This is a genomic window from Promicromonospora sp. MEB111 (assembly GCF_030209445.1).
Taxonomy (GTDB): Bacteria; Actinomycetota; Actinomycetes; order Actinomycetales; family Cellulomonadaceae; genus Promicromonospora.
Genome location: NZ_JARVSD010000012.1, coordinates 209,349 through 227,941 on the forward strand (window position 1 = coordinate 209,349; position 18,593 = coordinate 227,941).

Sequence of the window (18,593 nt, forward strand, 5' to 3'; positions counted from 1 at the left end):
TGAGGCCGGACGACGTGCCGATGGTCCCCGTGGAGATCCTCGGCGTTCGACAGCAGCAACGCGATCAGGAGATCGTCGTGCTGCTGCTGGACAGTGCCGCAGACCTGGCCATCCCGATCGTCATCGGGGCGCGCGAGGCCAGCGCCATCGCCATGGCGCAGGCCGGCCTGGCCACTCCCCGCCCCATGACCCATGACCTGCTGCGCGACGTCCTGGGCGCCGTCGGCGTGGCGCTCGAACGGGTCGAGATCGTCGCCCTGGAGGGCGGCATCTACTTCGCCGAGCTCGTCCTGAGCAACGGCGTGCACCTCGACTCGCGCGCCTCGGACGCGATCGCGCTGGCCGTCCGCACCGGCAGTCCCGTCCTGTGCTCGGCGGAGATCGTCGCCCTGGCCGGCGTCGAGATCGTCGACGTCGACCAGCAGGCGGAGGTCGAACGGTTCCGCGACTTCCTCGACCACGTCACACCCGAGGACTTCTCCGGCCCACCCGGCGGCGGGTCCCAGGGGGGTGGGCGGGCCGGCTGAAACGCGGCTGCACCGCGACACGCCGAGACGTTTCACGGCGCGCATCTTTGAAATCACCTTCGACGCGCCATAGCGTGGTCACGACACCCCAGGAGGCACAGTGAACACCAGCGGTGAGAGAGCCACACGCGCTACGGTCCCGCACGGCGCGCAGGGTCTCCTCTTCGGTGAGGACCTGACGGAACAGGACGCCACGACCGGCTACCGGGGCACCACCGCGTGCCACATCGCCGGGATCACCTACCGGCAGCTCGACTACTGGGCACGCACCGGACTCGTGGAGCCGAGCATCAAGCCCGCCACCGGGTCCGGCACCCACCGGTTGTACAGCTTCCGCGACATCCTCGTGCTCAAGGTGGTCAAACGCCTCCTCGACACCGGCGTCTCCCTCCAGCAGATCCGCACCGCCGTCACGGCCCTCCGGGAACGCGGCGTCGAGGACCTGGCCCAGATCACCTTGATGTCCGACGGCGCCAGCGTCTACGAGTGCACCTCACCGGACGAGGTCGTCGACCTGGTCGCCGGCGGACAAGGCGTCTTCGGCATCGCCGTCGGGCGCGTCTGGCGCGAGATCGAGGGCACCCTGGCCGAGATGCCGACCGAGACCCTGGACCCGGGCGAGCCCGGCGAGGTCCCCGAGGTCGAGGGCGACGAGCTCGCCCAGCGCAGGGCCGCCCGGTCCGCCGTGTGACACCCGACCGAACCGCCCCTTCCTGACCCGCTCCTGACCCTGCCGTCTGGCACGGGGCTGCCACCGCACCCCGACCAGGCGGCCTGCTGTCGTCGCGGCCTGCTCACGCACCCGGGCGGGCGTAGCCTGCGAGCATGCAGCTCACCTTCCACGGACACGCGTGTGTCTCCCTCGACCTGCCCGGGGATCGACCCGACGACGCAGGCACGCTCGTCATCGACCCCGGCACCTTCAGCGACAGCGTCACCGCGCTCACGGGCGCCCGGGCGGTCCTGATCACCCATGACCACTTCGACCACGTCGACGCGCCCGCCGTCGTCGACCACCTGACCGCCGCGCCCGACGCCCGGGTATGGGCCACGGGCCCCGCGGCGAGCGCCCTGCGCGAGGCGGGCGCCCCGGCTGACCGGGTCCACGAGGTCACGCCCGGGCAGGTGCTCGACGCCGCGGGCGCGCGGGTCACGGTGGGTGGTGGTGACCACGCACTGATCCACGCCGAGATCCCGCGTGCGGTGAACGTGACCTACCTGGTGGAGGTCGACGGCGGGAGCGTGTACCACCCGGGCGACTCGTTCGACGTGCCTGCGGCGCTGCCCGACGGCGGTCTGGACGTGCTGCTGGTGCCTGTGTCGGCGCCCTGGCTGAAGACGGGGGAGTTCATCGACTTCGCCCGGTCGGTACCGACGCGTGTCGCGGTGCCGATCCACGACGTGTTCCTGTCCGAGATCGGGCACGGCGCCGTGGGGCGGTGGCTGGACACGGCGCGGCTCGGCGGGGACTACACGTACACGCGGCTTGCGGTGGGGGAGTCGCTGACGGTGTGACGGTGCCGGGCCGGCCCGGCCCGTGAGGCGGGGACGGTGCTTGCTCAACGGAGGCGTGTTGCTGTGAGTCGACAGTGTCTACTCACAGCAACCGAGCCCTCGCCCATCAGCGGTCAGATTCGGAGGACGATCCGGTGGGCCGCGTCGTCAGTACGACGGTCGGACCGTATTCGTCGGTGACCTCGCTGATAAAGGCCCGGTCCGGGAATTGCCGTTGGGCATGCGCCGTCCAGGCATTCGCCACTTGGTGCGCCAGCTGTTCCAACGCACGCTCTTCAGGGTCGCCCTCGGGCTCGAAAACATCCCACAGGTGCAGATGGTTGAGCGCCCTTTCGACAGCGACCGGGTCGCCTCCCGTGCTCTCCCACCATTGATCGAAGGTGGCGGCGTCGTAACGGTCCTCAAGGAGTACGCAGTGGCGGACCACCACCATGCGGGGGAAGAGGAGATCCGCGAAGAGCGCGGCGCTCGTGACGCTCAGGTTCTGGCTCAGGTATGCGGCGGCGTCCGCTGGTGGTTCAAAGCTTCTGCTCCACTGCTGGAACGCGGGCAGGTCCGTCGCTCGAAGTTCACTCAAAGACCCATCAGCTCCTCGGGAGTGGCTGGTCGAACGGCCGTGGAAGGTCGGACAAATGTCTCGCCGGTCGTTGGATTGATGTGGCGCTCGAACTCGACGACGTGCGGTGTTGCGACGCCGCCGTGTGGTCTTCCGGTGACATCAATCCGCTTGAGCGGAAGCCCGTCTGATCCGTACACCTGATAGTTGGTGACCTTACCGTCAGCTCCACGTCTGACGAGGATTTCTCCGGCCCCGGCTCCGCGAGGGAACCGCCCTGACACCACGGTCGCCCCGGTGATCGCGTACCCACCGCTGTGAGCGGCCGCGGCCGTCCTGTCGGTTGTCGCATTCGGGGTGAAGGTCTTGCGCCGGGCGGCCGCCCATGCGGCCGGGTCTGCCATCAGGTCGTCGGCCGTGGTGCGCAGGATGCGGCCCGTGGCGGCGCCCGCGAAGTTGCCCGGCAGGAACGTCAGGGCGACGCCGGCGGTGTCGGCGGCGAGCTGGGCCGGTGTCGCGGTGGCGAAGTAGTCGCGGGTGGCCTGGTTGGGGTTCCGGACGAAGGTCGCGATGCCCGCGGACTTGTCCAGGCCCCAGGTCAGGACGCCTGAGATGCCGAGGGCCAGGCCGAGGGACCCGCCGGACAGGACCACCAGGGCAGCGATGCCCGCACCGATGGCGAGCTGGGTGATCAAGGGCTGGTCGTGCCACCAGTCGGCCAGGGAGTCGAGGACGCCGGCGAGCCAGTCGCCGCTGTCGGGGACGGCGTCCGGAGCGGCGTCCGGCTCGGTGGTGGGGTCGAGGCTCGGGAACTCGAAGTCCGGGTCCAGGGACGGGAAGCCGTCCGGGTCGAACGTCGGTAGGTCGTCGCTGGGCAGCTCTCCGGGGCCGGGGCCGGGTCCGAGGTCGAAGACGTTGTTGGTCGTGGTCCCGATCTCGCGGGCGGTTGCGGGCGCCGCGGCGAACACGAGCCAGCCCAGCCCGGCGAGGACGACGGCGGCGGCCAGCCTCCGCGCCCAGGGATGGGTGCGCGCGGAGGCGTGCTCGTAGGCGAGCTCACGCAGCGCCCGCTGACCGGAGACGAGCGCGGCACCCCGGGCCGCGGCGACACGGCGCGGCTCCGGGGCGCCCGGTACGCCGCCTGCCGGCGCGAGAAGCCCCTGCACAGGCCGCCGCGCGAAGCCCGCGAGCGCTAGCCCCAGGTCCCGCACCACGACCCAGACCAGCGCCGTGACGGCGCCGAGGACCACCTGGACGGCCGCGGGCGCCGTCGGGGCGGGCCGGGTGACCCAGCCTGGTGCGGGGCGCCCGGTGAGGCCGGCTGCAGGACGGGTGGCGAGCCGGGCGGCGTCGACCAGGAGGCACAGGACGACCAGGGTGAGGAAGACCGCGACCCGTCCGTGCCCGTGGCCCAGGAGCGACCAGGGCACGCGGAGCCACCACGGGATGGTCGTGGTGTCCGGGTCGAGCCAGGCGGGGGTGCCGTCGTCGCCGGGCAGGGCGCTGAACAGGTCCTGGCCCGCGTTGTACATCGCGTGGTCGGCGATCGCGGACCACAGGGCCACCACCGGCAGGACGCCGAGGCAGATCCCGGTCAGGCGTCGCCGGGCCTGCCAGGCTGCGAGCGCCAGTCCGAACAGGGCGGTGACCAGGGCGGTGATGATGGCGTGGCCGCCGAACTCGGCGGCGGTCGTGGGTGCCAGGAGGGCGCCGTCGGCGTTCATGGTGCTGGGGATCGGCACAAGGCCGAAGGTGGCGTAGCCGGGCGGGAGGACGACGTCGGTGGGTGACGTCTGGAGGAAGCCGCCGAGGCCGGCGTTGCCGGTGGCGAGCGCGGTGCGGCGCAGGCTCTCCTCGACGGCGAGGAACGCGGTGCCGGACGCGAGGCCGAGCAGGAGCCAGTCGATGGTGGCGAACCGGGCGGCGCGGCGTGGTGCGAGCAGGGTCAGGACGACGACGGGGACGAGCTTGCCGACCTCTTCGACGATGCCCGCGATGGCGATCTCGGCGCCGGCCTCGGACACCCCGAGCACGTCGAGCCGGGCGACCTGGGTGGCGAGCGTGGTGGTCAGCGCGCCGATGCCGACGGACCAGGGGACGCAGGCGGTGAAGAAGCCCAGGTACCCGGACCAGGTCAGGGACGTGGTGCGGGACAGGGCGAACCAGGCGACGACGACCCAGAGGCAGCCGAGGTAGGCGCGCAGGCCTGACCGCAGCTCGGGCAGGAACAGCCACAGTCCGGCGAGCCACAGGAGCGACCCGGCCAGGGCGACCGTGCGGGTCACCGCCCAGGTGCGGGCGAGGCGGGGGTGCGCCGTCAGCCAGCGGGACCGGCGCTCGGCGAGGTGCTGCCACCACTCCCGCGCCTGTTCGTGCTGCACGGCCTCACGCCGTGAAGGTGCACGAGACGCAGCGCGCAGCACGCCCGGCCCTGCCCCCATGCCGCAACCCCTCGTCCACCCGCCCCGTGCACGTCGGGAGCACGCTATCGGTGCCGGGCGTCCTGGGCGAGGGCTGGCGGGTCTGTCGCGGCGGGGTACTGCTTTACAGCAGGGGTCGCAGCGGGATCAGCAGGTACTCGCCGATCTTGGCCACCGCGCCCCGCTCCTCCCACTGGGCGAGGGTCAGTTCCTGCGCGTTGGACAGGTCCATCGCGAACACGTCCTCCATGCGGGAGGCGAGGCCCGGGTCGACGATCTCGAGGTTGACCTCGTAGTTGCCGGTGAGGCTGAGGCGGTCGATGTTCGCGGTGCCGATGGTGGTCCAGCGGCCGTCGATGGTGGCGGTCTTGGCGTGCACCATGGCGCCCTGGTACAGGAAGATCCGCACGCCGCCGCGCAGCAGGGAGGCGTACTGGCCGCGGGCGAGCCAGTCGGCCACGACGTGGTTGGAGCGGTGCGGCACCAGGACCCGGACGTCGACGCCGCGGGCGGCCGCGGCGAGCAGCGCGGCGTGGATGTCGTGGTCCGGGATGAAGTAGGCCTGGGTGATGTAGACGTGGTGCGTGGCGCGGTCGATCGCGTCGAGGTAGATGCCGCGGATCGGGAACACGAGCTCGGACGGCGCGTTGCGTGCGGCCTTCAGGTGCGGCAGCCAGGTGCCGGAGCCGATGTCGGCCAGGATGGGGTGGCGCGGCTTGCGGTGCCGGTTCCAGAAGTCGACGAACGCGTTGCGCAGCTCCCACACCGACGGGCCCTCCAGCCGTACGTGGGTGTCGCGCCACTGCGTGGCGTACAGGGAGCCGATGTTGTACCCGCCGACGAACCCGATCTCGTCGTCGACCACGAGGATCTTGCGGTGGTCACGCCCGGACTTGCGGACGTTGAGGTAGGCCATGCCGGGGCGCAGCGCGGGGAAGCGCAGCATGTGCACGCTGGGCGGGAAGCGGAAGAACGAGTAGGGGACCACCAGGTTGGCGAAGCCGTCGACGATGACGTAGACGTCGACGCCGCGGGCGGCGGCGTCGATCAGCTCCTGCTTGAACTGCTGCCCCACCTCGTCGTTCTTCCAGATGTACGACTCCAGCATCACGGACTTGCGGGCCCCGCGGACGGCGTCGAGCATCGCCTCGTACAGGTCGGCCCCGTAGGTGTAGACCGTGGTGGCCGTCTCGTCGATGTTCTCGGTGAGCGGCTTCTCCGTGGGGAACTTCGACGTGAGCGGGTGGATGCGCCGTCGGACCATGTCGGTCACGGTCAGCGCGACGGCCGCGCCTACCGGGACGGCGGCCGCGACGATCGCCGCGCGGGTCGCGAGCGAGCGGGCACGCTGCATGAAGTCGGACGGGATGTCCAGCGTGAGCTTCGGAAGGTTGCCGGGGATCTTACGTGAGGCCACCCGCTCACGGTACCCGGTCTCACCTGCTCGGACCTGGGATATCGAACGGGGTGGCCCCGCCCGGGTGCCACGGAAGCGTCGCGCGGGTGGCGTACGGGTCAGTGGAACGTCGTCGCGTAGTACGACTGGCGGTCCACGGTCTCGACGGTGACGTCCTGCGTGCGCTCGAGGTGGCGGCGCAGGTTGTCGGCGAACCGCAGCGAGTCGTCGTTGAACCGCGACACGTCGTAGGCGCACACGACCCGGTGCTTTGCGAGGTGGCCGACGAGGGCGTCGATCATGTCCATGAACGTGCGCGTCGCGCGCCGGCCGGGATGCGCGAGCGTGAACCCGATGTACCACAGCGCGCCGCGCGCGGCGTGCTCGGGGTAGCGGGCGGCGAAGAACTCGGGACTGACCCAGGGCACCGCGGCGAGGTCCGTCGCGAGCGTCGTCAGCCCGACCGCGTCCCCCTGGTCGTCGCGCACGAGGAGCTTGGTCACGCGCGGGTCGGCCATCTCCGCGTCGAACTCCTCCCGGTACAGCACGTGGCGGGCAGCGGCCCGGGTGCGCAGCGGCTCGAAGGCGTCGAGGTAGAGGTTCCAGAAGCGTTCGGCGTCGTGGCCCTCCACGACCTGTTCGAAGGTGACGTCAGCGCTCACCGTCGGTCTCCTGCCACCCGGTGCGCCGGAACGTCGCGACCACGACCGCGCACACGGGCAGCGTGACGCAGGTGATGCCCGTGACCCGGCGGCCCTCGGCGCGGTACCGGCCGCCGCGCGTCGCCGAGAGGTCCTCCAGACTGTGCGTGAGGTCGGCCGAGACCTGTTCGTGCGACGGGCCCTCGTGCTCGACGAACAGGCCCGCACCGGTGCCGTCGTCGCGCCGCGACCACGCGACCCCGGCCCAGGCCTCGTGCCCCGGCAGCGACGCGTGCGCCCTCGCGTACACGCAGTACAGGAGGTCGCCGTGGTCGCCGCGCAGCTGCGCGGGGCCCTCGACCTCCACGACCCGGCTGCCGGGCGGGACGATCGAGCTGAGCCGCACGAGGTTGAAGTCGCTCACGCCCGCTGCCGCCAGGGCGGCGTCGAACGCGGCCAGGGGTGTGCGCCCCGATCCGCTGCCCGCGCTCACGCGGATCGTCAGGGGTTGCGTCATGTGTTCCTCACCGAGGGGTTCTGTCCGGGCCGGCCGACGTCGCCGGCCCGGCCCGCCGCGACGTCCAGGAGATCGAGCACCGAGCGCAGCACGGCGTCGGGTGCCGCACGGCCCTTGGTCAGGAAGACGGTGCGGCCCAGGCGGAGGTCCGCCCGGTCGGTCCGGCTGACCTCCGCGCCCGTGTAGACCACCAGCGGCACGCGCCGCAGGCGTCCGTCCCGGCGCAGGTCGGCCACGAGCTCGCGCCCGCTGCCGTCGGGCAGCGTGAGGTCGAGCACGACGAGGTCCGGGTCGGCGCCCTGGCTCAGGGCGTCGCGCGCCGCGTCCACGGAGCTCGCGGTCGTGACCACCAGACCGGCGTTGCGCAGGACGGTCGCCACGACGGTCCGCAGCTCCTCGTGGTCCTCGACCAGCAGGACCCGGCTGTGGTGCGGCTGGCGCCGGATGACGTCCCGGACGGTCTCCACGATGCGGTCGGGGTCCACGGGCTTGACGAGCCAGTCGTCCGCGAGCGCCGCGGTCTCCAGGGCGTCGTGGGGGCGGGTGCCGGACAGGACGACGACGGGGACGTCGGCGGTGGCGGCGGACTGGCGCAGCCGGCTGAGGACCTCGGCGCCGCTGGTGCCGGGCATCGCGAGGTCGAGGACGATCGCGGCGGGGTGCTCGGCCTCGACGGCGGCGAGCGCCGCGCGTCCGTCGGTGAGGCCGATGACGTCGTACCCGCGTTCCTCGAGGACGGTGCGCAGGACGTCGACGACGTACTGGTCGTCGTCGACGACGATGACGCGGGTGGCGGCGTCGTCGGGTGCTCGCCCGGGTGCCTGGGCGGGGCGAGGGGTGGCGCGCCGCAGGGTGAACCGGAAGCTGGAGCCGGTGCCCTCGCCCTGGCTGACGGCCCAGAGCCGGCCGCCGTGGCGTTCGACGATGCTGCGGGCGATGGTCAGGCCGAGTCCTGAGCCGCCGCGTTCGCGGGTGTCGGACGCGTCGACCTGCTCGAAGCGCCGGAAGACGGCTTCGAGCTTGTCGGGCGGGATGCCGCGGCCTTCGTCGTCCACGCGGATCTCGACGAGGTCGCCGACGGGGGCGGCGGTCACGCGGACGGTGCTGTCGGGCGGGGAGAACCGGACGGCGTTGCCGAGCAGGTTGGTCAGTGTCTGCACGATGCGTTCGGGGTCGGCCCGGACGATCTCGGGGGAGGTGATGGGTTCGAGCGTGATCCCGGCGTCGTCGGCGAGGACGGCGACCTGTTCGACGGCGGCGGCGACCAGGGCGTCGACGGGGTGGTCGGCCATCTCGAGCTGGGTGGTGCCGGCTTCGAGGCGTTCGGTGTCCAGGATGTCGTCGACGAGGCGGCCGAGGCGTTCGCTGCTGGTGAGCGCGACGCGGACCATGCGCGCGGCCTGTTCGGGCGAGTCGTCCAGGGCGTCGCTGTCCAGCAGGGAGAGCGCGCCGCGGATGGCGGTGAGCGGGGTGCGCAGCTCGTGGCTGACGACGGACACGAACTCGTCCTTGATCCGTTCCATCTCGCGGCGTTCGGTGACGTCGCGGAAGACGACGACGGCGCCGCGGATGGCCTTGTCGTCGCGCAGCGGGCTGGCGGTGACCTCGACGGGGACCTTCTTGCCGTCGGGGCGGAGGTAGACGTCCTGCTCGGCGGTGACCGTGATGCCGTCGCGCAGGGCCTCGGTGATGTAGCAGCCCTCGGCGGGCAGCGGGCTGCCGTCGTCGGCCGGTGCGTGGAAGGTGGCGTGGGCGTCGCGTCCCACCAGGTCGCCCGCGGAGGCCCCGAGGGTGTAGGCGGCGGCGGTGTTGACGAAGGTGACGTGGCCGTCCGGGTCGACGCCGTAGATGCCGTCGGCGACGGACTCGAGGGTGCGTTCTCGTTCGCTCGCGAGGGAGCGCAGCTGGGTGGTGCGTTCCCGGACGCGTCGTTCGAGGCCGTGGCGCAGCGACTCGTTGTCCACGACGACGAGGATCTGGCGTGCGACGACCGCGACGAGCACGGCGACCCAGAGTGCGTTGGCGACCGCGGGCAGTGCCTGGTTGCCGGTCTGGACGACGCGGACGAGGGCCGCGGCGAGGAACAGGCAGAACGTCACGACGGTGCCGAGCACGGGCGTGCCGGCGTCGGCGCGGCCGGCGACGGGGCTGCCGGACGCGGCGGGGTGGCGGGCGGCGAGCGCGATGGCGATGTAGCCGCCGGCCCAGGCGGCGTCGACGGGGCTGCCGAAGGTGAAGCCGCCCGCGGCCGACAGGAGCGCGAAGGCGACGTCGGCGACGGCGTAGAGCACGAACCCGCCGCCGACGAGCACGAGCGGTACGCGTTCCGCGGTGTTCGAGCGGGTCATGACCTGGACGGCGAGGGTGGCGAGCAGCGCGTCGACCACGGGGAGCGCGTAGGCGGTCAGCGCGGGCTCGGCCTGCGGTGTGTCCGCCTGCAGGGCGAGGGCGAACAGCGCGATGTAGAGCACGGAGCCGCCGACCACGACGCTGTCCAGCAGCATGCGGACGAGCTCCTGGCCGCGCGGGCGGACGGCGGGGAAGAGCGAGAGGCCGACGACGCCGAGCAGCAGGGCCGCGATGTAGGCGGCGTCGCCGGTCTCGGGGTCGCCGACCAGCCCCGAGTAGACGTTGCCGGCCAGGCCGACGACCGCGCCGAGGGACAGCAGGAACCAGGCGCGCCGACGCCGGCCCGTGGACCGGGTCGCGCGCTGCGCGCAGCTGAGGGCCGCGGCGACACCGGCGCCGGCGATCGCCACCATGGAGATCTGCTCGCGCGTCGCCTGGTCCAGAGGGCTCAGGAGAGCGAGGACGAGCAGCACCACTGCGGTGCCGGAGACCCAGCACCAGCGCAGAAACCTGTCTCGTGACTGCGCAGCACCGCGCTGCGACACCATGTGCCAGAGAGTAATTCACCCAGGCCGAACCCGCAGATCAGCGTGGTGCCCGACGACCGGGTCAGCGGCGCCAGCCGAGGAGGTCTGCGATCTGGTCGGGCAGCGTGAGCGGGTCGAACGGCTTGGCCAGCACCCCGGCGACGCCGAGGTCCTCGTACTGCCGCCGCTCCACGGGCTGGACCTTGGCGGTCAGCAGGATCACGGGGACGCTGCGCGTGCGGGGGTCGTCCTGCAGCCGGGCGAACGTGGTCGGTCCGTCCATGGTGGGCATCATGACGTCCAGCAGGACGGCGTCCGGCGGGTCCGCGCTGCACAGGGTGATGGCCTGCGCCCCGTTGGAGGCGACACGCACCGACCACCCCGCGACCGCCTCGAGGCCGGTACGCACGACGTCCCGGATCGCCTCGTCGTCGTCGACGACCAGTATCCGGCGGTTCAACGCCCGACCGCCGTGGCGGCCGTGCCGGATGCCGTCGGACCGAGTGTCCTCACCATGTGCCGTTCGTCCTTCTCGCGGGCTCTCATCGTGCCACGGGTGGTGAGTGCCCGCGCTCCGCCGAAGGGCAGATGACGGCCCACCACCGCGTCGGGGAAGGGTGCCGTGCCTCATTCGATGGCGGCCGCCAGGGGATGCGACCGGATCGCGGCGGCGAGCTCGCCCTCGATGCGGTCGAGGTAGACGCCGGTGGTGGCGATCGACGCGTGCCCGAGCAGCTCGGCGACCACCTTCACGTCCCACCCGTCCGCCACGAGCAGGGTCGCGGTGGTGTGCCGCAGGGCGTGCGGTGTGGCCTCGCGCTGGTAGGGCGCCGGCATGCGCCTCACGGCACGGGCCAGCAGCGCACGGATGGCCTGGGTGTCGATGCGCCGTCCGCGCCACGACAGCAGGAGCGCACGCTGCGCGTCGTCGTCGTGAGGGCGCTTGGCGGCCAGGGTGGGCCGCAGGCGCGTCAGGTAGTCCTCCAGGGCGCGCGCCAGCGGCGGGGACAGGGTCACCGTGCGGGTGTTGCCACCCTTGCCGCGGATGCGCCAGGTCGTGCGTTCGGGCTCCCGCGCGACGTCGTCGACGTCCGTGCGGGCCAGCTCCGACACGCGCGGCCCCAGGACCAGTAGGAGCGCCACCACGAGCCGGTCCCGCAGCGCGAGGTCCTGGTCGGTCCGCGCGGGCGTCTCCGCCGGGCGGGTGGCCAGCAGGCTGCGCGCGGCGCTCGCGGACAGGGCCGTGCGGGCGGTGCGCAGGGTGCCGCGCACCTTGGCGGGCGGCGCCGCCCACTGCATGGGGTCGGCCTGCACCCAGCACTCCCGTGCGGCGTAGGCGAAGAACCGGGTGACCGACTGCCGGAACCGGTTGACGGTCGCGGTGCTGCGCCCGGGCCCGGCCTTGCGGTCCGGGTCGGTGTACCGGGCGTCGGGCGCGGACTGGTACCGCACCAGCACGGAGTCGACGTCGGCACCCGTGACGTCGTCGAGGATCCGCTCGCGGCCCGTCAGGCGCCCGAACTCCGTCACGTCACGCGTGTAGCTGCGCGCCGTGGCGGGGGACAGGACACCGCGGATCGTCTCGACCTCGACCGCCGCCAGGTAGCGGCGGGCGGCTTCGTCGACGGTGATGCGCTCGAGGCGCGGAGGAGCGACCATGACCGCCACCCTAAGCGGGACCACTGACACTCCCGATATGCCGGAATATGCCGCTGACCTGCGACGGGACCACCGCCGCCAGCCGGCGCGGCCTGGACCCGAGCAGGCCCCACGACCCGCGGTCCTCACGCGAGGTCGCGGCGGCGCGTCACCACCAGCACCACGGCGCACGGCCCCACCACGATGGAGGCCGACGGGGGCGTGAGCAACGCGGGTCGCGTGTCAGCCCCGCGTGGTTGAATCCGCTCGTGCGAGCGATCCTCTTCGACGAGTTCCAGGGCCCCACCTCCGTCCGAGAGGTCCCCGACGTGACGGCCCCCGACGGCGGCGTCGTCGTCCGCGTCCACGCCACCGGTCTGTGCCTGAGCGACTGGCACGCCTGGGCCGGCCACGACCCCGACATCCCCGCCCTGCCGCACGTCCCGGGCCACGAGCTCGCGGGCACCGTCGCCCAGGTGGGCGCCGGCGTCACCCGGTGGCGCGAGGGTGACCGCGTCACCGTGCCGTTCGTCAGCGGCTGCGGCACCTGCGAGTGGTGCCGCACCGGCCAGGCCCAGGTCTGCCCCGACCAGACCCAGCCCGGCTTCACGCACTGGGGGTCGTACGCCGAGCTCGTCGTGCTCAACGCGGCCGACGCCAACCTCGTCGCCATCCCCGAGGACGTCACGTTCGAGGCGGCCGCGAGCCTCGGCTGCCGGTTCGCCACCGCCTACCGGGCCGTGGCCGGGCGCGCACAGGTCCGCGCAGGGGAGTGGGTGGTGGTCGTCGGCGCGGGCGGTGTTGGGCTCAGCGCCGTCATGATCGCGGTGGCCCGCGGTGCGCACGTCATCGCCGTCGACCGCTCCGCAGGGGCCCTGGACGCCGCCCGCCGCGCCGGCGCCGAACACACCGTGCTGGCCGACGGCCTCGACGTCCCCGCCGTCGTCCACCAGATGATCGACGGCGGCGCCCACGTCGCGGTCGACGCCGTCGGCAGCGAGCAGACCTGCGCCGACGCGATCCTGAGCCTGCGCCGACGCGGCCGCCACGTCCAGGTCGGGCTCTTCCCGCCCGTCGACGGCGGCCCGCGCGTACCGATGGGGCGGGTGATCGGCTGGGAGCTCGACGTGCTCGGCAGCCACGGCATGGCCGCCGTCGACTACCCGGAGATGCTCGACCTCGTCGCCTCCGGCGCGCTACGGCCCCAGGACCTCCTCGACCGCGTCGTCGGCATGGCCGAGGCGGCCGCACTCGTGCCGACGATGGACTCCGCACCCCGTGCCGGGATGGTGGTGCTCGACCCACGGCGGGCGTGACCGGGGCGCTCGCGGCTCGCGGCTGGCGTGGCTCGTCCAAGCGGCTCGTCCAAGCGGCTCGTACAACTGGCGGGGCTCCGTCAGGCGGCTCCGGCTCAGGTGGCCCAGCGCAGCAGCGCGTCGAGCGGGGCCGGCACCCGGTCCAGGGGGAGCGCCTCGGCGAGGCGGCGGCCGTAGCGTTCCTTGCGGCCGCCCTTGGAGCCGATGAACCGGTGCAGCTGCTGGGTGGTGGTGCGCTCGCGCTGTGCGGGCTGCCCACGGAGCCGCTCGAAGCTGCGCAGCTCGCCTTCCGCCTCGATCAGGGCCAGGAAGCCGTCGGTGCCGACCGCCTGCATGAGCTCGTCCTCGAGGTCCCGGTCGCACCGGAAGAATCCGTGCTCGGACAGGGGAGTGGTCGCGACCTCAGGGCGGAGGCCGACGCGGTCGAGTCCCTTGATCACGAAGCGCTCCTCGGCGGCGTCGTACAGGCCGCCCACCCGCACGGTGCGATCTGTGTCGGGTGGGCTGACGTCCGGCGGGCCGGCCGCGTGCTCGCGCGCCGGGTGCTCACCGGACAGTGCGACCAGGTGGTGGCCGATGTTGGTGATCCCGCCCATGGCGACGACCTGCACGCCGAGGCCGGCGAGGGGGAGGCTCAGCCGTGCGGCGAGGGTCTCGACGGCGACCCGGTCGCTCTCGCCCTCCACGAGCACGGCGGTGCTCGTGGAGGCGGCGAGTATCCCGGCAAGGTTCATCGTCTCGGAGCGTATGCCTCGGCCGCGGGGGATCGCCGCTTAATTCCCGGGGTGCTACCGTGTTGATCTTCGTTGCTGTGTGAAGACAGTTGTGTTGCGCTATACACAGTGCTTTAAGTCTCTTGTGCGTCGGATGCCGGTAGGGGCGGGGCTGCCTTGGGTGAGCTGAGGAACCTGCCGACGGAGCGTTCTGCTTGGGCGTGAGACGTCCCATCGGAGATCGACGCGCCGCCGACCGCCGACCGCCGGTCGCACGCGGTGTGGTTGCTGATCTCGTCGCTGATCTCGTCGCCCGATCACCTTTGAGGCCCGACTTTCTTCGCTTTGACGGGGCTCAAAGCGAAGAAAGTCGGGCCTCGAAAGGGAAGGGTCGTCCGCCCGCGGCTCGGTGGGCTGCCTCAGAGGCTGGTGGTCGCGTTGGGCCGGTCGGTGCCTCGATGCACCACGCCTGGAGGTGGGGGTTCCAGGCTGTCTCCGCGCCGAAATGACATAATGTACATTATCGGATCTAGCGAGGATCTGGCACGGTAGGTCCTGGATCTCAGCACGTGCACCGATCTCGCCAGCCTCACGCCCCCGCTGGCGGCGTGAGTTCGACACCCGGCGGGTCGCGCTCGAGCCCGTGCTGGCCGGCCGCCTGGTCGCACCCGTCCGGCAAGGCGCCGCTGATCGGCGAGCTCATGGACGATGCCCGTACGTGGCGCGCACCAGAACCTGGCGTTCACCAGGCCCGCTGACATAACGAAGCCCTCGGCGGCACGGGCCACGATTCTCAGGACGGCACCGTTCCCACGACGGCCAGGCTGCCCGTACCGGCACAATCGCCGGGTGACCTCTCGATCCGTCGTCCCTGACCTGGCCGACACGCTCCGCCGTCGTCCCACCGTGCGCCTCGGTGACGACGTCGACCCGGGCTGGCGCGACGCGCTCACCGCATGGGCGCGCTCGCACGGGCTGGAGGTCACCGACGGGGACGCGACCCTCGCGATCACGACGGATCCGGGCCAGGTGGTGAACGCTGCCTGGGTCCACTCCCCCTTCGCGGGCGTCGAGCACCTGGCGCCGGCGTTGCCGGACGACGTGCTCCTGACCCGCACCACCGGCACCATGCCCGGGCGGATCGCCGAGTACGTGCTGACTTGGGTCCTCGCCGAACGCTGGCAGGTGGCCCGCTACCTCGCGCAGTCGACGACGGCGACCTGGGACGCGTCGAAGCCACCCGCGTCGCCCGACCGTCGCACAGCCGTCGTGGTGGGCACCGGCGCCATGGGCGCGGCGATCGCCGGGACGCTGGCGACCCTCGGGTACCGCGTCGTCGGCCTGAGCCGGACCGGCCGCCCCGCCCGCGCCTTCGACGCGGTGCTCCCCCTCGCCCAGGCGTTCGACGCGACATCACCCGAACCCACGACATCCCGCGCGCCGTCGCCCACCGAACAGGTGTTCGACACCGCGCAGGCGGACGTCCTGGTGCTCGCACTCCCCCACACCCCGCAGACCGACGGCCTGATCACGCCCGGGCTGCTGCGGGCCTTCGAGCGGGTGCACCTGGTCAACATCGGCCGCGGCTCCGCCGTCCGCACCGCCACGCTCCTGGACGCACTCGACTCCGGCCGGGTACGGCACGCCACCCTGGACGTCGTCGAGCGGGAGCCGCTGGAGGCGTCGTCGCCCCTGTGGCGGCGGCCCGACGTCACGATCACGCCCCATGTCTCCGGGCTCACCCTGCCGTCCGACGTCGTGGCCGGCCTGGACGCGGCGCTGACCGCGATCCGGGCAGGTGCGCGTCCGGAGTCGGCGGTCGCCCGGGACCGCGGCTACTGACGGGACTGCCGACGGCCGCTACTGGCCGTCCTGACCGGACCCGCTGTCCTGACCCGGCGCGAACGGCCATTCCTCGAAGGCGCTGCACCGCCCGTCGTCGTCGAGCTCCAGGATCCACAGGTCCCGCCAGCGGTCCCCCGGCTCCAGGTACTCCACGTTCACCCGGACCACCGCCGTGGGCCCGTCGACGGCGATCACCTGTGCCGTCAGCGTGAACTCCTCGTCCGGCCCGTCGCGGTGGCTCTCCCAGAACTCCGCGAGCGCCGGGAGCCCGACGACGGGTGGTGCCCAGGGTGAGGGCTGGTAGGTGGCGTCCGGGGTGAAGAGGTCGGCGAGGCCGGCGGTGCCGGCCGTGCGCCAGAGCCGTTCGTAGTCGCGGATCCACGTCTCGACCGTGGTGCGTCGGGTCATCTGTCGAGGTTACTCAGCAGGTGCGGTCGAGGCCTGGGGTAGGTCCGGGTTCGTGGGCTGGGGTGCGGGTCGGTCGATCTGGTCGGCGAGGTGCTGTGGGGCCTGGATGCAGTAGGAGTCGGTGAGCAGCTCGGTGAGCTCGTCCCAGTCGGTGTGCTGGTCGAGGATCAGGCCGACGACGTTGCTGCCCCAGTCGGCCTTGAAGTACTGCGGGCCGAGGTGCTGGAATGCCGCGACCTCGTCGGGCTCGGCGCGCAGGGTGATCCGGACCAGGCCGTCCTCGCCGCCGAACACGTGGGCGACGGTGGCGTCCCTGGTCTTCCAGGCGACGCCCGTCCAGGCGTCGTGCTCGTGGCACTCGGGCAGGCGTTCGAGGATCGCGGCGAGCCGCTGGACGACGTCGACGGGGACGGGTGCGCGTTCGGTCACGTGCGTGAGTCTTGCACCTGCCACTGACACGCCCGCCAGGGCGGTGTCAGTGGCGGCGGGTGTCGGTGACGGCGGGTGTCAGACGAGCCCGAGCTCCCGGGCGCGGACCCCGGCCTGGAAGCGGGACCCGGCGCCGAGGGCGTCCATGAGCTCGGCGACGCGGCGGCGGTAGGTGCGTACGCCCAGTCCGAGCGTGCGGGCGGCGGTCTCGTCCTTGACCCCCTGGCTGAGCAGGTCCAGGACCTGGGGTGCGAGCTGGCGGATCTCGGCGATCCGGTTGTCGTAGACGTCCAGCTCGGTGGCGGACCGCCATGCGGCCTCGAACAGGGACGTGACGCCCTGGACGGTCTCGCGCTGGGTGATCACGCTGTAGCTGCGCTGCCCGGCGCGGACGTCGCCGGCGAGGACGACGAGGCGGCGGTCGAGGATGATCGTCTCGTTGATCTCGTCGCTCGTGATGCGAACCTGCGCGCCGTGGCGGTCGCGGTCCCGGGCCAGGCCCTGGGCGGCGACGGGGTCCAGCAGCAGCGCGGAGCGGTACACCTTGCGGATGCGGACGTCGCCGGGTCGGCGGATCCTCATCGCCTCGGCGAGCTCGCCCGACGCCTGCGCCCTGGCCCAGGTGGCGAGGTCGTTGGCTGCGCAGGCGACGTCGGTGGCGGAGGCCATCAGGTGCGCGGTGCGCTCCATGAGCTCGCGCTCGCCGTGCACGATGGTGACCACCTCGCCCGTCTGCATGACGTCGATCATGCCTGGCGGCGCGGCACCGCACCAGGCGCGGACGCCGGAGCGGCAACAACCTGCCATCGCCGCGGGATCGGGTGGGCGCGGCGTGAGGCTGGCTCCATGAGCACAGAGATGACCACTGAGACGACCGCCCCCACCACCTGGCAGCTCGGCGACCGCACGGTCAACCGGATCGGGCTGGGCGCCATGCGGCTGATGGGCATGCCCTGGGACGAGAAGCCCCGCGAGCGCGGCTCGGCGCTCGCCGTGCTGCGCCGGGCCGTGGAGCTCGGCGTGAACCACATCGACACCGCCGCGTTCTACTTCACGCCCACCCGCTCGGCGAACGAGCTGATCAGCACCGCCCTGCAGCCCTACGGCGACGACCTGGTGATCACCACGAAGGTGGGCCCCGCCCGGTCGCGTGACGGGCAGATGGAGCCCATGGCGCGCCCCGACCAGCTCCGTGGCCAGGTCGAGGAGAACCTGCGCCAGCTCGGCCGCGACCACCTCGACGTCGTGAACCTGCGCTGGGGCACGCGGATGGCGGGCGAGGGACGCGCGGTCGAGTCGGTCGCGGAGCACTTCGGTGCCCTCGCGGAGCTGCGCGAGGCGGGTCTGATCCGGCACCTCGGCGTCTCCAACGTCCTGGCCGAGCAGCTCACCGAGGCGCTGACCATCGCGCCGGTGGTGTGCGTGCAGAACCAGTACGGCCTCACGCACCGGGAGGACGACGACCTGGTCACCCTCTGCGGCGAGCGCGGCATCGCGTTCGTGCCGTTCTTCGCCGTCGGGGCGGCGGTCCCGGGTGCCTCGCCGGCGGGTGGCCACGACGACACGGGCCGGGCAGAGGTCGAGGCGGTCGCCGCGGCGCACGGTGCCACCCCGGCGCAGGTCCGGCTGGCCTGGACCCTGCACCGCGGCCCACACGTCCTGGCGATTCCCGGCACGGGCAGCGTGGCGCACCTGGAGGAGAACGTCGCCGCGAGCGCCCTGCGGCTCACCGGGGAGGAGCTGGCGGTGCTGGACGGGATCGCCTAGTCCGGCACCTGGGGCCGGGTAGCGTGACC

General features: G+C 72.6%; 18 protein-coding genes. 6 read left to right on the forward strand and 12 right to left on the reverse strand.

All coding sequences use genetic code 11. The annotated features are described in order from the left end of the window. Positions 1 to 20 precede the first annotated feature (20 nt). The 3 genes from QRN56_RS15570 (at position 21) to QRN56_RS15580 (ending at position 2,042) form a co-directional block, all read left to right on the forward strand. Positions 21 to 527 carry a bifunctional nuclease family protein gene (locus QRN56_RS15570; protein ID WP_285104865.1) on the forward strand — a complete coding sequence of 169 codons (507 nt, stop codon included), beginning with the start codon at positions 21 to 23 and terminating at the stop codon, positions 525 to 527. Between the two features lie 100 nt (positions 528 to 627). Continuing rightward, positions 628 to 1,218, forward strand: coding sequence for a MerR family transcriptional regulator (locus QRN56_RS15575; RefSeq protein WP_285104722.1), 591 nt, complete (start codon positions 628 to 630; stop codon positions 1,216 to 1,218). A 134-nt stretch (positions 1,219 to 1,352) separates the two neighbouring features. Continuing rightward, positions 1,353 to 2,042, forward strand: coding sequence for an MBL fold metallo-hydrolase (locus QRN56_RS15580; protein ID WP_285104723.1), 690 nt, complete (start codon positions 1,353 to 1,355; stop codon positions 2,040 to 2,042). 106 nt (positions 2,043 to 2,148) lie between these two features. Here the strand turns inward: QRN56_RS15580 and QRN56_RS15585 are convergent, their stop codons facing one another. The 8 genes from QRN56_RS15585 to QRN56_RS15620 all read right to left on the reverse strand — a co-directional run bounded on the left by QRN56_RS15585 (position 2,149) and on the right by QRN56_RS15620 (position 12,107). Then, complete coding sequence (locus QRN56_RS15585) at positions 2,149 to 2,619, reverse strand: hypothetical protein (protein ID WP_285104725.1); 471 nt, start codon at positions 2,617 to 2,619, stop codon at positions 2,149 to 2,151. Continuing rightward, positions 2,616 to 4,979, reverse strand: a complete 2,364-nt coding sequence (locus tag QRN56_RS15590) for a polymorphic toxin type 24 domain-containing protein (RefSeq protein ID WP_285104726.1) — start codon at positions 4,977 to 4,979, stop codon at positions 2,616 to 2,618. The genes QRN56_RS15585 and QRN56_RS15590 overlap by 4 nt, the downstream gene beginning before the upstream one ends. Positions 4,980 to 5,142: 163 nt before the next feature. Further along, positions 5,143 to 6,372, reverse strand: a complete 1,230-nt coding sequence (locus QRN56_RS15595; RefSeq protein WP_502928812.1) for a phospholipase D-like domain-containing protein — start codon at positions 6,370 to 6,372, stop codon at positions 5,143 to 5,145. A 161-nt stretch (positions 6,373 to 6,533) separates the two neighbouring features. Then, a complete protein-coding gene (locus QRN56_RS15600; RefSeq protein WP_285104728.1) occupies positions 6,534 to 7,076 on the reverse strand; it encodes a hypothetical protein in 543 nt (180 codons plus the stop codon). Continuing rightward, positions 7,066 to 7,572, reverse strand: coding sequence for a pyruvoyl-dependent arginine decarboxylase (locus QRN56_RS15605; RefSeq protein WP_285104730.1), 507 nt, complete (start codon positions 7,570 to 7,572; stop codon positions 7,066 to 7,068). The genes QRN56_RS15600 and QRN56_RS15605 overlap by 11 nt, the downstream gene beginning before the upstream one ends. Continuing rightward, positions 7,569 to 10,469, reverse strand: coding sequence for a response regulator (locus QRN56_RS15610; protein ID WP_285104732.1), 2,901 nt, complete (start codon positions 10,467 to 10,469; stop codon positions 7,569 to 7,571). The genes QRN56_RS15605 and QRN56_RS15610 overlap by 4 nt, the downstream gene beginning before the upstream one ends. Positions 10,470 to 10,530: 61 nt before the next feature. Continuing rightward, complete coding sequence (locus tag QRN56_RS15615; RefSeq protein WP_285104734.1) at positions 10,531 to 10,908, reverse strand: response regulator; 378 nt, start codon at positions 10,906 to 10,908, stop codon at positions 10,531 to 10,533. Positions 10,909 to 11,075: 167 nt separating this feature from the next. Further along, positions 11,076 to 12,107, reverse strand: coding sequence for a tyrosine-type recombinase/integrase (locus QRN56_RS15620; protein WP_285104736.1), 1,032 nt, complete (start codon positions 12,105 to 12,107; stop codon positions 11,076 to 11,078). A 248-nt stretch (positions 12,108 to 12,355) separates the two neighbouring features. Here QRN56_RS15620 and QRN56_RS15625 point away from each other — a divergent pair, with 248 nt between their 5' ends. Then, a complete protein-coding gene (locus tag QRN56_RS15625; protein ID WP_285104738.1) occupies positions 12,356 to 13,402 on the forward strand; it encodes an alcohol dehydrogenase catalytic domain-containing protein in 1,047 nt (348 codons plus the stop codon). Between the two features lie 95 nt (positions 13,403 to 13,497). Here QRN56_RS15625 and QRN56_RS15630 read toward each other — a convergent pair whose 3' ends face one another. Continuing rightward, positions 13,498 to 14,136 (reverse strand): TOPRIM nucleotidyl transferase/hydrolase domain-containing protein, encoded by a 639-nt coding sequence (locus QRN56_RS15630; protein ID WP_285104739.1) that lies wholly within the window; start codon positions 14,134 to 14,136, stop codon positions 13,498 to 13,500. A gap of 828 nt (positions 14,137 to 14,964) precedes the next feature. Here QRN56_RS15630 and QRN56_RS15635 point away from each other — a divergent pair. Continuing rightward, positions 14,965 to 15,957: an NAD(P)-dependent oxidoreductase gene (locus tag QRN56_RS15635; protein ID WP_285104741.1), complete on the forward strand. Its 993-nt coding sequence runs from the start codon at positions 14,965 to 14,967 to the stop codon at positions 15,955 to 15,957. A gap of 18 nt (positions 15,958 to 15,975) precedes the next feature. On the opposite strand, the gene QRN56_RS15640 is transcribed toward QRN56_RS15635, so the two are convergent. The 3 genes from QRN56_RS15640 to QRN56_RS15650 all read right to left on the reverse strand — a co-directional run bounded on the left by QRN56_RS15640 (position 15,976) and on the right by QRN56_RS15650 (position 17,535). Continuing rightward, a complete protein-coding gene (locus QRN56_RS15640) occupies positions 15,976 to 16,368 on the reverse strand; it encodes a YybH family protein (protein ID WP_285104742.1) in 393 nt (130 codons plus the stop codon). A gap of 9 nt (positions 16,369 to 16,377) precedes the next feature. Then, complete coding sequence (locus tag QRN56_RS15645; RefSeq protein WP_285104744.1) at positions 16,378 to 16,797, reverse strand: MmcQ/YjbR family DNA-binding protein; 420 nt, start codon at positions 16,795 to 16,797, stop codon at positions 16,378 to 16,380. A gap of 78 nt (positions 16,798 to 16,875) precedes the next feature. Next, complete coding sequence (locus QRN56_RS15650; RefSeq protein ID WP_285104746.1) at positions 16,876 to 17,535, reverse strand: helix-turn-helix domain-containing protein; 660 nt, start codon at positions 17,533 to 17,535, stop codon at positions 16,876 to 16,878. A 120-nt stretch (positions 17,536 to 17,655) separates the two neighbouring features. On the opposite strand from QRN56_RS15650, the gene QRN56_RS15655 reads away from it, so the two are divergent. Further along, positions 17,656 to 18,564: an oxidoreductase gene (locus QRN56_RS15655; RefSeq protein ID WP_285104748.1), complete on the forward strand. Its 909-nt coding sequence runs from the start codon at positions 17,656 to 17,658 to the stop codon at positions 18,562 to 18,564. The last annotated feature ends 29 nt before the right edge of the window (positions 18,565 to 18,593 follow it).